The organism is Marivirga tractuosa DSM 4126 (genome assembly GCF_000183425.1).
In the GTDB taxonomy this organism is placed as follows: Bacteria; Bacteroidota; Bacteroidia; order Cytophagales; family Cyclobacteriaceae; genus Marivirga; species Marivirga tractuosa.
This window is the reverse complement of sequence record NC_014759.1, coordinates 3765092-3778128: the sequence shown is the minus strand read 5'-3', so window position 1 is coordinate 3778128 and position 13037 is coordinate 3765092. Positions and strand designations below refer to the sequence as shown.

Below are 13037 nucleotides of genomic sequence, written 5' to 3'. Positions count from 1 at the left end.
ATCACTTTGCTGCCACAGCTTCAATTTCTACTAACAATTCAGGTCGAGCTAATTTATATACTCCAATAGTTGAACGCGCAACTTTATTTGGATTATCCTCATTATTAAAATATTCTCCATAAGCTTTAAACCAAGCATCCCAATCTATCTCTCCAGTTTCATCAGGCGCTAAATATACTCTTAGGAAGAATACATCTTCCATATTATAGCCTTCTGCTTCTAAGGTTTCTTTTATTCTTTTTAAGGCACCAATACTTTGCTGGTAGGTATTACCATATTTTGACATATCACCAACACCAGCATTGGGATTTAATACTTCGCTTACTAAACCTGAGGTATAGAAAACATCTTTACCTTCAGGGATAAAAACACCTTTTAAAATACTAGATTCGGGCCTATCAATTCTTTTAATTTCTTTACTCTCCTTATTTTTTTGACAAGAAAATAACATTAAACCAATTAAAACAAGCGCTAGACTATTTTTCATATTCTGAATTTTTAAGCTTAAAACGTTTTATAATTGACAGTTGAAGTATAAATAAATTGTCATTATTATCAGGATTTCCAAAATTCGATATATTATCTAAATAATCGGTTTGAGGATTCAAAAAACCAGTTCTAACATGAAGCCCAAAATCATTAGGAAAAAAGTAGAATACATTCAAAGTTGTGGGCAATAGCACTGTAAAATTAGAATACTCTTCTCCTGGAGCACGGCTATCTAGTTGATTTATCAAATCATTATTATCTCTATCATAAACAGCAAATCGCATAAATCCAAAACCTTGAGAGAGATACAATGAATAATTAGGCTTTTTCAAAAAATGAAAACTGGGCTCAACATGTAATGATTGGTAAGTTGTTCTGGCAAAATCATTTATCTGAAATTCAGTTTGATCAAAAAAACGCACCTCTCTGTTTTCAGACATCACTTCTCCACTACTAAACCATAAACCAACATTTAACCAACGATTTGGAATGAATTGTAAATAGGCCGAAAGTTGAATACCAGGTTTTTTATAGGTAGGTTCTAAATCGGTCTTTGGGATACTACTTCCAAAGCTAATACCAGCAAATTTAGTGAAAGTGGAATCTTGCCCTGAAACAGAAAAAGCAAGCAGGAAACATATTATAGTAAATATTCCGGCTTGCTTTGTCATATAAATTAAGTTTTTATTATTTCTTACTTTTCAATTTAGTGAAATCATAATCATCCAAAAACTTGGTAGTGAAATTACCAGATTTAAATATCTCATTATCCATCATTTCAATATGGAAAGGAATGGTTGTTTTCACTCCTTCAATTACAAATTCTTCTAATGCCCTTTTCATTCTCACCATTACTTCCTCTCTAGTTTGCCCAGAAACAATCAATTTAGCAATCATAGAATCGTAAAATGGAGGAATAGTATAGCCTGCATAAACATGACTATCAACCCTTACACCGTGGCCACCTGGCAAATGTAAGTTTGTGATTTTTCCTGGGCTTGGTCTAAAACCATTAGCAGGATCCTCCGCATTAATTCTACACTCCATTGCACAAAGGTGTGGGAAATAATTCTCACCAGAAATGGTAATTCCCGCAGCTACTTTGATTTGTTCTTTAATCAAATCAAAATCAGTTACCTCCTCAGTGATTGGATGCTCCACTTGGATACGCGTATTCATCTCCATAAAATAGAAATTATTATGCTTATCCAATAGGAATTCAATAGTACCAGCACCTTCATATCCAACAGCTTCAGCCCCAGCAATGGCAGCTTTACCCATTGCATCACGCAATTCATCCGTCATTACTGGACAAGGAGTTTCCTCAATTAATTTTTGATGTCTTCTTTGAATAGAACAATCTCTTTCAGAAAGGTGACACGCTCTACCGTTTTTATCTCCAACTATTTGGATTTCAACGTGACGAGGCTCTTCAACAAATTTTTCTAAATAAAGTCCTTCATTTCCAAAAGATGCACCAGCTTCCTGACGGGCTGAATCCCAAGCTTTTTTAAACTCTTCTTCATTATTTACAATTCGCATCCCTTTACCTCCACCACCAGCGGTAGCTTTCAATATTACAGGATAGCCCATATCTTTGGCAATTTTCTTACCCTCATCAATGGATTCCAATAGGCCTTCAGAACCAGGAATGGTAGGTACACCAGCAGCTTTCATAGTAGCTTTGGCTGTAGCTTTATCCCCCATTTTACTAATCATTTCAGGGTCAGCTCCGATGAATTTTATACCATATTCACCACAAACCTTAGAAAATTCAGCATTTTCGGATAAAAATCCATAACCTGGGTGAATAGCATCTGCATTGGTAATTTCCGCAGCAGAAATAATATTTGGAATATTTAGATACGAATCTTTACTCGCAGCAGGACCGATACAAACGGCTTCATCAGCAAAACGAACATGCAAACTATCTTTATCTGCTGTTGAATAAACCGCCACTGTACTGATTCCCATTTCTTTGCAAGTTCTAATAATTCGCAAAGCAATTTCACCTCTATTGGCAATTAATATCTTTTTAAACACGATTTCTGTATTTTAATGACACATTAAGAATAACTCTTGACTTCTATAATTATCAAGAAGGATCCACTAAGAATAGTGGTTGATCGTATTCAACTGGAGTTGCATTATCTACCAAAATCTTCACAATCTTACCCGAAACATCTGATTCAATTTCATTGAATAATTTCATTGCTTCTACAATACAAACAGTATCTCCAGCTTTAACTGAGTCTCCAACGTTTACGAAAGGAGGATTGTCAGGATTAGGAGTTCTGTAGAATGTGCCAATCATTGGAGATTTTATGGCAACATACTTATCGTCATCAGAAGCAGCTGCTTTATCTTCTCCCCCAGTACTTGGCGCCTGTGCTGCTGGTGCTGGACTTGGTGCAGGAGCTGGAGCTGCTGCAGGTTGTGGTGCAGGAGCTGCTGCTTGAACAACTTTCGCTTCCGTGTTCTTTTTAACTTTAATTTTAAATTCTTCAGTTTCAATATTTACTTCATCCAATCCGGATTTAGAAATAAAATCAATTAGGTCTTGAATCTCTTTCGCTTTCATAGCTGTTGGTTTAGTTAAAAGTCAAAATTTTTATATTACAATTTATTTTTTCACCCTTTCGGCATAAGAACGGGTTCTTGTATCTACTTTAATAATCTCATCCTGATCGATGAATAATGGCACTTTTATTTCTGCTCCAGTTTCTACAGTTGCTGGTTTAGTTGCATTAGTAGCCGTATCGCCCTTTATACCAGGCTCTGTATAAGTCACTTTCATTTCTACAAATGGAGGCAACTCACAACTTAAAGGTTTTTCAGTTTCCGCATGGATTAAAATATCCACTTCCTGTCCTTCCTTATATAAATCTGCATTATCAATTACTTCGTCTGGAATAGAAATTTGTTCAAAAGTATCAGTATCCATAAAGTGCATTCCTATGTCATCTTTATATAAAAACTGATGTGGTCTTCTTTCTATTCTTGCTGTAGTTACTTTATGCCCAGCACTAAATGTATTATCCAGAACTTTTCCTGTAGTAAGACTTTTTAGTTTTGTTCTTACAAAAGCTGGGCCTTTGCCTGGTTTCACATGCTGAAATTCAACAATTGTGAATAAATCATTGTTATATTCTATGCAAAGACCATTTTTAAAATCAGAAGTATCTGCCATATATATTGTTAACTTTAATTTAATAAAATTATTTAGAATCGTAAGCCCATTTTATATAAACGGAACCCCAAGTAAAACCACCACCAAAAGCAGCCAATATTATATTGTCTCCTTTTTTCATTTGCTTTTCATACTCCCATAAACATAAAGGAATGGTTCCGCTTGTAGTATTTCCATATTTATGAATATTAAGCATAACCTTATCAGAACTGACTCCCATACGTTTTGCTGTGGCATCTATAATTCTTTTATTAGCTTGATGAGGAACTAACCAAGCTACATCATCAGAAACTAAATTATTTTTTGCCATAATATCAGCGGCTACTTCAGCCATATTAGTAACGGCAAATTTAAAAACCTGACTTCCTTCTTGGTAAACGTAATGTTCCTTGGCTATTAAGGTCTCGGGGGATGCTGGCTTTCTGCTTCCGCCTGCTTTCATGTGAAGAAATTGCTCGCCAGAACCGTCTGTATGTAAAATCGAATCTTTAATACCATAACCCTCGGTATCAGGCTCTAGCAACACTGCTCCTCCCCCATCACCAAAGATGATGCAAGTTTGGCGATCCTCGTAATCAATAATTGAAGACATTTTATCGGCTCCAACCACAATTACTTTTTTGTATTTACCTGTTTCAATAAACTGAGAAGCTGTGGATAATGCAAAAATAAAACCTGAACATGCGGCTTGTAAATCGTAGCTAAAAGCATTAACTGCACCAACATTATTACTGATAACGTTTGCTGTTGCAGGAAAAAGCATATCAGGAGTTGTAGTAGCGCAAATCAAAAGATCAATATCTTCTGCTTTATTTCCTGTTTTTTCAAGCAATCCTTTTACAGCTTGTGTTCCTATTACTGAAGTTCCTTGATTTTCACCTTTCAGAATTCTTCTTTCTTTTATGCCGGTACGGGATGTAATCCATTCATCATTGGTTTCCACCATTGTTTCCAACTCTTTGTTGGTCAACACATAATCAGGCACCCACCCATGAACTCCGGTAATAGCTGCGGTTATTTTAGTCATGTTTTGATTGTAGTTTCTTTGGCTATTCAGCTGCTAATATATGTAATATTGATTTGAAGCCCGACAAATTCTTAAGAAATGCTTGATTAGGCAATAATCAATAAGTGATATTTTTAGAAAAATCAAATTTAAACATCATAGAATGCTAAAACCATTATTTTTTTTCTAAAAACATTGTCACATAAAAAAAGCTTTGCTTGACAGCAAAGCTTTAACAATTTGAATTGACTGAATTAAGCCAATACTTCTTTTTCCATTACTACATTTCCTTTGTAGTAAAGTTTACCTTCATGCCAGAAAGCTCTATGTGGCAAATGCGCCTCGCCTGTAGTAGGACAAATCGCCAATAATTTTGCCGTTCCTTTTTTGTGAGTCCTTCTTTTATCTCTTCTGGTTCTGGATATTTTTCTCTTAGGATGCGCCATTTTATTCTAAATTTTAATTCTTATTTCTTTTTATTCAAATTTTTTAATGCTGCCCATCTTGGGTCAATGCTTTCTTCCTCTTCCTCCAGCTCTTCTTCAGCATCATCTATATACACATATTCATTATGTTCCTCATCTTCCTCAATCTCATCAGGATGCAATTTTTTCAAAGGTATTTGCAAAGCAATGGTTTCATAAATGAAATGCCCCACATTAATCACTTGAGTGTTTTTTGTGATGACCATTACATCTTCTTCCAACTCTTGCTCCTCTTCCCCATATTTATACAACAACTTTTTGTTGATTTCTATAGGATATTGAAAAGGCTCTAAGCTTCTATCACTAATTAAGTCAACGTAGCCTGAGAAATTCAAATCTAGCTCCATTAGATTTTCTCTTTTATCTAATAGAACATGAATTTTTACTTCTCCACTTTCTACCAATTCACCTTCAAACTCACTGAAAAAGGCTGAATTTACTGCAAATTCATATTCATGCTGCTTGTTTCCAAGCTTATAAACCTGAATGTCGAAATCCTTCAACTTTTCCATCCCATCTGAATTAAGAGCGCAAAGATAAAAATATTATTTGATATTACTAAACTGCTTTAAGAATATTCTTTTCTATTCTTTATGATATCGATTGCCAAGAACAAGGCTTGACGCATAGAAGTTTCATCTGCTAAGCCTTTTCCTGTTAAATCATAAGCTGTTCCATGATCTGGGGAAGTCCTTACAAAAGGAAGACCTGCCGTGAAATTTACACCATTTGAAAAAGCCAGCGTTTTAAATGGAATCAAACCCTGATCATGATACATTGCCAATACGGCATCAAAATTTTTATATTGCTGATTCCCGAAGAATCCATCTGCCGGAAAAGGCCCAAAAACCAACTTCCCTTTTTCTTTTCTTTTTTCAATTAATGGCTTAATCATTTCTTCCTCTTCATTTCCAATCACTCCTCCATCACCAGCATGCGGATTCAGTCCTAAGACTGCAATTCTTGGTTTCTTAATTCCGAAATCATGCTTTAAAGATTTTTCTAATACATCCAGCTTACTATCTATCTTTTCTGCAGTAATTTTTTCGCTCACTTCTTTAATTGGAATATGACCAGTAACTACCCCAACTCTTAAATCTCCATCTACTAAAAGCATCAAGCTATCTTTTACTCCTGCCTGCTGCGCTAGATATTCAGTATGTCCTGCAAATTTGAAATCCTCAGACTGTATGTTATGCTTATTTATTGGAGCTGTCACAATTGCATCCACCTTACCTTCCATTGCATCTTCCACCGCTTTTTTTATACTAATGAAAGCATATTTCCCAGCTTCTTCAGATGATTGCCCCATGGTGATATTCACCGTTTCTTCCCACAGGTTCAGTACATTAAGTTTTTTATCGCTTAACTCTTCCAATTTTTTCAATTGAAAATAATTGAAATCTCGAATATTTAATGCTTTCCTGTAGTAAGAAAGAATTTTTCCAGAACCGTAAACCACTGGAGTCATCATTTTTATAATTCTCGGGTCTTCCAAAGATTTAATAATCACTTCAGGTGAAATACTATTCACATCTCCGATGGTAATGGCTATAGTTGGTTTAGTAAGTTCTTCCATATCTTAAATAAGCGCTTGAAGTCGAATTTTAAAATAATTATGATTAAATTCTGTGCAATTTAGTTTTTTTTTATCTGCTTTGAAAAATGAAGGGAGTTCGAGCGAAAAAACATTTAGGGCAACACTTTTTAAAAGACCAAAATATTGCCCAAAAAATAGTAGAAAGCCTTAGTGGGCATAAAAAATACCAACATCTTTTAGAAATTGGGCCAGGCACTGGTGTGCTTAGTAATTTTTTAATCGATAGAGCTGAATATGAACTTCTATTTATGGATGTTGACCAAGAATCAGTGGACTACCTTCAAAATCAATATCCTGACTATAAAGAAAAAATCATAAAAGAAGACTTCTTAAGAATAGATTTGGGTCATTATTATAAAGAAGCTTTCGGAATTATAGGGAATTTCCCATACAATATTTCCTCACAAATATTTTTTAAGGTATTAGAATATAGAAATCAAATTCCGGAAGTGGTGGGGATGATTCAGAAGGAAGTTGCGGAGCGAATAGCTGCAAAAGAAGGCAGTAAAACTTATGGGATTTTGAGTGTATTGCTTCAGGCTTTTTATGAGGTTGAATACCTTTTCTCTGTTCCGCCTAACGTATTTAATCCTCCACCAAAAGTAACTTCCGCTGTTTTACGACTGAAAAGAAATGAAACTCAAACTTTAGATTGCGATGAAAAGTTATTTTTCAGAGTAGTGAAACAAGGCTTTAATAACAGAAGAAAAACTTTAAGAAATGCTTTAAAGACTTTCAATTTATCTGATGAAATAAAGTCATTAGATTTGTTGGATAAACGAGCCGAGCAACTGACCGTTAATGATTTTGTAGAATTGACAAACCATATTGCCAATGGAGAATCTTGAGGAAAAAGAACATATTGACCAATTTGAGCTTTCAAAAGAGTATTTGGAGAAATTGCAAACTGCCATTTTCGAGCAGGATGAGCAGTTTATAAAAAATACACTTGATGAAACGAATCCTGCCGATATCTCCACTATTCTTTTGGAATTCGATACCGAGGAATCTCGCTATGTATTGGATGTATTGGAAAATGAGGTCAGTGCTGAAGTTATAAATGATTTAGATGAGGATGTTCGTTCAAAATATTTAAAGGAATTTAATACTACAGAGATTGCCGCCATGCTGAATGAATTAGATTCAGATGATGCGGTGGATATCATAAATGAATTACCTTTAAAAGACAGAGAAGAAGTAATTGCTTCTTTGGAGAATAAAGAAAAAGCTAAAAACATATTAGACCTTTTACGCTACGAAGAAGACGTAGCGGGTGGTTTGATGGCAAAAGAGCTAATTAAAGCCAACGTTAACTGGTCTATCAATCAGTGCATTGAAGAAATCAGAAGACAGGCAGAGAATGTTGAGAAAATTTATTCAGTATATGTAGTGGACGACCAAAACATCTTGTTAGGTAGAGTTTCTTTAAAGAGAATCATCTTAGCTGATGACCACTTAAAAGTAAAGGACCTCTATGATGATGATGTTATTTCTGTTGAGACTTACATGGATGAAGTTGATGTAGCCGAAGTCATGAGGAAATACGATTTGGATGCTGTGCCAGTAGTAAATGTTCAAGGAAAATTAATGGGGCGAATTACCATTGATGATATTGTGGATGTAATTACTGAATTAGCCGAAGAGGAAAGACAGATGATGGCTGGTATATCCGAGGATGTTGAAGAAGACGATAGTGTATGGATGTTAACGCGAGCCCGACTACCCTGGCTTATTATTGGCATGTTTGGCGGATTGTTAGGGGCGCAATTTATAGGAGTATTTGAAGATGATATTTTATTGGTTCCTGCCATGGCGTTTTTCATTCCTTTAATTACAGCAACAGGCGGAAATGTTGGGATTCAATCTTCCTCCATTGTTTTGCAAAGTTTGGCTAGCAAATCAGTTTTTGATGATTCATTTCTAAAAAGAATATTAAAAGTATTGGCAGTCGCTATTTTGAATGGAGCCGTGATTGCTGGAATTGTGATGGGAATGAACCTTATATTAGGTCAGGATATAAGATTAGCAATAGTAGTTTCTATTGCATTGTTTAATGTAGTTTTACTAGCATCATTTATGGGCACTGTGACTCCTTTGGTGTTAGATAAATTAGGAATTAATCCTGCCCTGGCCGCTGGACCATTTATCACCACCGCTAATGATTTATTAGGCTTACTTGTATATTTTACTGTGGCTCATTTCCTAATTTAAAATGAACCTATAAGGCAATTACACGATAACACACTGTATCCGCCTGATATTCAGAAGTGATTAACATGTATTAGTGAAATTAATTATTAGATCCCATATAAAATCAAAATGAAAGTCCTTGTTATTGATGAAATGCATGAAAGTATTACGCCTTTGTTGAATGAACTCAACTTAGCAGTAGATTATATGCCAAAAATAAAGCGAGAGGAAATAATTCCCATAGTTGAAAATTATGAAGGATTAATAGTGAGAAGTAAAACATATATCGATGCTGAATTATTGAAAAACGCTAAGAAACTAGTTTTTGTAGCCCGCGCTGGAGCTGGAGTTGATAATGTTGAGGTAGAAGAGCTGAAGAAAAGAAATATAGAGCTCATTAATGCACCTGAAGGAAATAGAGATGCATTGGCAGAACATGCAATGGGAATGTTACTAACTCTTTTCAACAAAATTAATACAGCCGACCTAGAAGTTAGAAGTGGAAAATGGGACAGAGAAGGCAATAGAGGAGTTGAATTGATGGGCAAAACCGTTGGTTTATTGGGGTATGGAAATATGGGAGCAGCTTTTGCTAAAAGGTTAAGTAGCTTTGGATGTAAAATCTTAGCTTTTGATGCTGAAAAAACGGGCTTTTCCAATGATTTTGTCCAAGAAGTAAGTTTAGAGAAATTGTATGCAGAAACTCAAATTCTGAGTATACATATCCCCATGAATTCAAAAAATAAAGGACTCCTTAATTATGAATACTTAGCAAGATTTAAAAAACTGGATTACATCATCAATACATCAAGAGGAGAAGTATTAATCTTAAAAGATTTATTGAAATTATTAAAAGCTGGAGAAATAAAGGGGGCTGCACTAGATGTGCTGGAAAATGAAAAAATCAACTCATTAAAAAATGATGATTTAGCTGTATTTCAAGAACTTACAAAATTAAAAGAAGTAATACTAACTCCGCATGTGGCAGGCTGGTCATTTGAATCCTATGAAAAAATAAATAAAGTATTAAGCCAAAAAATTAAATTATTGGTCGAAAAAAGAGATTAATTATAGATTTCCATATTAAAAACTCATAAAATAAATATAAATTAGGAACTGATTTCACTGAGGAATTTATCGCAATGAGCAAAAAAGAACTTAAAGAAAAAATTGAAGAAAAAATAAAAGAGACTATTGAGAAGCCAATTTTAACTTCATTCATAGTTTTATTTTTTCTGACCATCTTGGTTTTAGGATTTAGTTTGCCGTATTATTTGGATAATTTTCGAGATTTTTTCAAAGAGGTAATGGCGGAAGCCCACGGTATGCTCTTTGATATTGCCATAATTGGTATTCTTATTTATTGGTTAAATGCCAATGGTGAGAAACAGCTCCGAATCAGAATGTATAAAGATGAAATTGATGACTTCCGTCAATGGGAATCGGAAGAAGCCGCATTTCGAACTGTTGGTAACATAAAAAGACTGAACCGACACAAAATCACCGAAATCAATTTGGTAAACTGTCACATGACAAAAACCAATATGAGTCATGTAGATTTAACTGGCTCAAATTTAAACTCCTCAAACTTTAGTCATGCAAATGCAATAGAATGTAATTTTTCGGGCACTAGGGCTAACCAGACTAATTTTGAAAATGCTAAGATGAACCAAGCTAATTTTGAAGGAGCTTTCGCAAGCGGAGCCAATTTTAAAGATGCCTTTCTAATTAAAGCTAACTTTCGAAATGCTTTTCTTATTAAATCTGATTTCTCCAATGCTTATTTAATGGAAGCGGATTTAAGTAATTGCCACCTTACTGGTGCAACATTTGATGAAGCTAGCCTTTATAAAGCTAACTTAAAAGGAGCAGAAGGAATTACAGCAGATCAGCTTAAAAACGTAAAAACGCTTTATTTAGCCGAGCTAGATGAAGACATCAAAAACGAGATAAAAGAGAAATACCCAGAACTTTTAGGTAAATAGAACGTTAGCTCCTCCATCTTGTTTTCAATATATAATTCTCATATATTTGTATAAATATTCAGAAACAAGATAGACGGCTCATGCAAAACTGTGCCGTTTTTTATTTTATAGAAATCTCAATTTTTAATAACGATGAGTAAAGTATCATACTACACAGAAGAGGGTTTAAGAAAAATGAAGGAAGAACTCCATCATTTAAAAACCGTGGAAAGACCAAAAGCTTCAGCTGACATAGCCGAAGCCAGGGACAAAGGAGACTTAAGCGAGAATGCAGAATATGATGCTGCTAAAGAGGCTCAAGGTTTACTTGAAATGAAAATAAATAAATTGGAAACCGTTGTGGCAAATGCAAGGGTTATCAAGGAATCCGATGTGGACACTTCCAAGGTTGGCCTATTAACAAAAGCCAAGATTAAGAATAAAAAGAATGGAATGGAAGTGACTTATACCATGGTTTCTGAAGAAGAAGCAAATTTGAAAGAAGGGAAAATCTCTATCAAATCGCCTATTGGAAAAGGAATTATGGGTAAAAAAGTAGGAGAAATCGCTGAAGTTGATGCTCCTGCCGGTAAAATGGAATTTGAAATTTTAGATATTAGTATGTAATTATTGAAAGAGCCGAAAATTTTAATCGGCTCTTTATAAATCATCAATATTATGGCAAGTATTTTCACAAAAATCATTAATAGAGAGATACCAGGGCATATAGTGGCTGAAAATGATAACTATATTGCTTTTTTGGATATTAACCCATTGGTAGAAGGTCATGTCTTAGTGGTTCCTAAACAAGAAACTGACTATATTTTTGATTTAGAAGATGATGTCCTTTCAGGATTGCATTTATTTGCCAAGAAAGTAGCAAAGGCTATAGACAAATCAATCAAATGCACAAGAGTTGGCGTTGCAGTAATTGGCCTTGAAGTACCTCATGTGCATGTTCACTTGGTACCAATGAACTCTATGGATGATATAAATTTCAGCAAAGGGAAATTAAATCCATCTCAAGAAGCGCTAGAAAATACCGCAAAGAAGATTAAAGCTAATCTCAAATAGCTACAATATTTCACCAAAAAGAGGGCCTTTCACTAGTACTGTTTTGATATTTTGCACAATCATAGCAATATTCTGGAAGCGGGTCAGAGGGTCTAAATTGATTACAAGATAGTGCTGCCTCGTTTATTCCAGTCAAGGCAGAAGCAGGAATTCGAATTCTTTTGGTACTCACTCCTGAAACAATAAAATAACCTAAAACTTTCTCTTTTGGGTTTGTTATTGAATTGATGTTACTCTCTATCTGAGCGGGCAGCGCACTAAATATTGAACCATCATTTTCAAATTGCTGCTTAATTAGATCCCAAAATTGGTAAGCACCTTGATTCATAGTTTTCAATTGTACTTGAAAACTATAGTCTTCAGTAAACCGCAATCCATCGGGTAGAAAAGTAATTTGATAATCCGTAATCAAACTGTTATTTGTGAACTGATCATCATGAAGTTTGATATCAAATTTTGAAAATTCTGTATTCCAGCAATATCGATTATTATTATCCATAGGTGCTGAACGAAATTTATAAGTTCCTTGCCAATCGATTCTGAAAAATTCCTTTTCCTCATTATCTCGGAAATTACTATAAATTTTCACCCCTTTTTCAATATATGTATCCCCGTTTACCTCTCTTTCCCTGGAGCTCTTCACATAATAAACTGAATCGACTTGGCCTGTAGGTAAAAGTGTTTCTACATCAGATTCATAAATACTACCATCCATAGTTTCAATTCTCAATACGTAATCCTTGCCCACTTCTCCTATAAACTCAGAGGGGCAAGACCAATACTTGCCTGCTTTTCTTTCGATAAAAGAATATTCATTTCCCTGCTCATCAAAAACACTAACTTTGGCACCGGTTTCTTTTGGGTTTACTAATGTTTCGTAATCAGCAGTTCTTTGTAAGGTTACATTGTAGGATTCGTTCAGATTAGTAATTTCAGCGATCACAACTAAACGACCATTTTTATCTTCAACTTCAATATCTAATGGATCAATACAGCCACTGAGAAAAAAAAGAAAACCAATTAATTTAAGAAACTTCAT

Annotated in this window: 16 protein-coding genes; 6 read left to right on the top strand and 10 right to left on the bottom strand. The window is 34.7% G+C overall.

Annotated elements, in window-relative coordinates; all coding sequences use genetic code 11:
- Position 1: 1 nt before the first annotated feature.
- From FTRAC_RS16020 to pdxA, 9 genes are all read right to left on the bottom strand, one after another.
- The gene (locus FTRAC_RS16020; protein WP_013455320.1) at positions 2–487 is read right to left on the bottom strand and encodes a RidA family protein; all 486 of its coding nucleotides are present in this window, start codon (positions 485–487) and stop codon (positions 2–4) included.
- Entirely contained in the window at positions 477–1160 is a 684-nt protein-coding gene (locus FTRAC_RS19440) for a hypothetical protein (protein ID WP_013455319.1), read from the bottom strand. Before FTRAC_RS19440 ends, FTRAC_RS16020 begins: the two co-directional genes overlap by 11 nt.
- Before the next feature lie 16 nt (positions 1161–1176).
- Complete coding sequence (accC, locus tag FTRAC_RS16010) at positions 1177–2532, bottom strand: acetyl-CoA carboxylase biotin carboxylase subunit (RefSeq protein ID WP_013455318.1); 1356 nt, start codon at positions 2530–2532, stop codon at positions 1177–1179.
- A gap of 52 nt (positions 2533–2584) precedes the next feature.
- A complete protein-coding gene (gene accB, locus FTRAC_RS16005) occupies positions 2585–3070 on the bottom strand; it encodes an acetyl-CoA carboxylase biotin carboxyl carrier protein (RefSeq protein WP_013455317.1) in 486 nt (161 codons plus the stop codon).
- A gap of 42 nt (positions 3071–3112) precedes the next feature.
- Entirely contained in the window at positions 3113–3679 is a 567-nt protein-coding gene (gene efp / locus FTRAC_RS16000; protein WP_013455316.1) for an elongation factor P, read from the bottom strand.
- A gap of 28 nt (positions 3680–3707) precedes the next feature.
- Positions 3708–4706: a beta-ketoacyl-ACP synthase III gene (locus tag FTRAC_RS15995; protein ID WP_013455315.1), complete on the bottom strand. Its 999-nt coding sequence runs from the start codon at positions 4704–4706 to the stop codon at positions 3708–3710.
- A 233-nt stretch (positions 4707–4939) separates the two neighbouring features.
- The gene (gene rpmF / locus FTRAC_RS15990) at positions 4940–5131 is read right to left on the bottom strand and encodes a 50S ribosomal protein L32 (protein ID WP_013455314.1); all 192 of its coding nucleotides are present in this window, start codon (positions 5129–5131) and stop codon (positions 4940–4942) included.
- A gap of 20 nt (positions 5132–5151) precedes the next feature.
- On the bottom strand, positions 5152–5682 hold the full coding sequence (locus tag FTRAC_RS15985) for a YceD family protein (RefSeq protein ID WP_013455313.1): 531 nt from the start codon (positions 5680–5682) through the stop codon (positions 5152–5154).
- 56 nt (positions 5683–5738) lie between these two features.
- Positions 5739–6749, bottom strand: coding sequence for a 4-hydroxythreonine-4-phosphate dehydrogenase PdxA (pdxA, locus tag FTRAC_RS15980; RefSeq protein ID WP_013455312.1), 1011 nt, complete (start codon positions 6747–6749; stop codon positions 5739–5741).
- Between the two features lie 86 nt (positions 6750–6835).
- Between pdxA and rsmA the strand changes: the two genes are divergently transcribed.
- From rsmA to FTRAC_RS15950, 6 genes are all read left to right on the top strand, one after another.
- A complete protein-coding gene (rsmA, locus tag FTRAC_RS15975) occupies positions 6836–7618 on the top strand; it encodes a 16S rRNA (adenine(1518)-N(6)/adenine(1519)-N(6))-dimethyltransferase RsmA (protein ID WP_013455311.1) in 783 nt (260 codons plus the stop codon).
- The gene (gene mgtE / locus FTRAC_RS15970; protein ID WP_013455310.1) at positions 7605–8981 is read left to right on the top strand and encodes a magnesium transporter; all 1377 of its coding nucleotides are present in this window, start codon (positions 7605–7607) and stop codon (positions 8979–8981) included. The genes rsmA and mgtE overlap by 14 nt, the downstream gene beginning before the upstream one ends.
- A gap of 108 nt (positions 8982–9089) precedes the next feature.
- Positions 9090–10028, top strand: coding sequence for an NAD(P)-dependent oxidoreductase (locus FTRAC_RS15965; RefSeq protein WP_013455309.1), 939 nt, complete (start codon positions 9090–9092; stop codon positions 10026–10028).
- 74 nt (positions 10029–10102) lie between these two features.
- Positions 10103–10945: a pentapeptide repeat-containing protein gene (locus tag FTRAC_RS15960; protein ID WP_013455308.1), complete on the top strand. Its 843-nt coding sequence runs from the start codon at positions 10103–10105 to the stop codon at positions 10943–10945.
- Positions 10946–11077: 132 nt separating this feature from the next.
- Positions 11078–11551 carry a transcription elongation factor GreA gene (greA, locus tag FTRAC_RS15955; RefSeq protein WP_013455307.1) on the top strand — a complete coding sequence of 158 codons (474 nt, stop codon included), beginning with the start codon at positions 11078–11080 and terminating at the stop codon, positions 11549–11551.
- Between the two features lie 51 nt (positions 11552–11602).
- Complete coding sequence (locus FTRAC_RS15950; protein WP_013455306.1) at positions 11603–11998, top strand: HIT family protein; 396 nt, start codon at positions 11603–11605, stop codon at positions 11996–11998.
- A gap of 10 nt (positions 11999–12008) precedes the next feature.
- Here the strand turns inward: FTRAC_RS15950 and FTRAC_RS15945 are convergent, their stop codons facing one another.
- Positions 12009–13037, bottom strand: coding sequence for a DUF4249 domain-containing protein (locus FTRAC_RS15945; protein ID WP_013455305.1), 1029 nt, complete (start codon positions 13035–13037; stop codon positions 12009–12011).

Excerpts from the sequence above, each read along its gene's own strand:
- rpmF (WP_013455314.1), bottom strand. The coding sequence starts at position 5,131 with ATGGCGCATCCTAAGAGAAAAATATCCAGAACCAGAAGAGATAAAAGA.
- FTRAC_RS15950 (WP_013455306.1), top strand. The coding sequence starts at position 11,603 with ATGGCAAGTATTTTCACAAAAATCATTAATAGAGAGATACCAGGGCAT.
- mgtE (WP_013455310.1), top strand. The coding sequence starts at position 7,605 with ATGGAGAATCTTGAGGAAAAAGAACATATTGACCAATTTGAGCTTTCA.
- FTRAC_RS19440 (WP_013455319.1), bottom strand. The coding sequence starts at position 1,160 with ATGACAAAGCAAGCCGGAATATTTACTATAATATGTTTCCTGCTTGCT.
- FTRAC_RS15985 (WP_013455313.1), bottom strand. The coding sequence starts at position 5,682 with ATGGAAAAGTTGAAGGATTTCGACATTCAGGTTTATAAGCTTGGAAAC.
- FTRAC_RS15995 (WP_013455315.1), bottom strand. The coding sequence starts at position 4,706 with ATGACTAAAATAACCGCAGCTATTACCGGAGTTCATGGGTGGGTGCCT.
- FTRAC_RS15960 (WP_013455308.1), top strand. The coding sequence starts at position 10,103 with ATGAGCAAAAAAGAACTTAAAGAAAAAATTGAAGAAAAAATAAAAGAG.
- FTRAC_RS16020 (WP_013455320.1), bottom strand. The coding sequence starts at position 487 with ATGAAAAATAGTCTAGCGCTTGTTTTAATTGGTTTAATGTTATTTTCT.
- greA (WP_013455307.1), top strand. The coding sequence starts at position 11,078 with ATGAGTAAAGTATCATACTACACAGAAGAGGGTTTAAGAAAAATGAAG.
- pdxA (WP_013455312.1), bottom strand. The coding sequence starts at position 6,749 with ATGGAAGAACTTACTAAACCAACTATAGCCATTACCATCGGAGATGTG.
- efp (WP_013455316.1), bottom strand. The coding sequence starts at position 3,679 with ATGGCAGATACTTCTGATTTTAAAAATGGTCTTTGCATAGAATATAAC.
- accB (WP_013455317.1), bottom strand. The coding sequence starts at position 3,070 with ATGAAAGCGAAAGAGATTCAAGACCTAATTGATTTTATTTCTAAATCC.
- rsmA (WP_013455311.1), top strand. The coding sequence starts at position 6,836 with ATGAAGGGAGTTCGAGCGAAAAAACATTTAGGGCAACACTTTTTAAAA.
- FTRAC_RS15965 (WP_013455309.1), top strand. The coding sequence starts at position 9,090 with ATGAAAGTCCTTGTTATTGATGAAATGCATGAAAGTATTACGCCTTTG.
- FTRAC_RS15945 (WP_013455305.1), bottom strand. The coding sequence starts at position 13,037 with ATGAAGTTTCTTAAATTAATTGGTTTTCTTTTTTTTCTCAGTGGCTGT.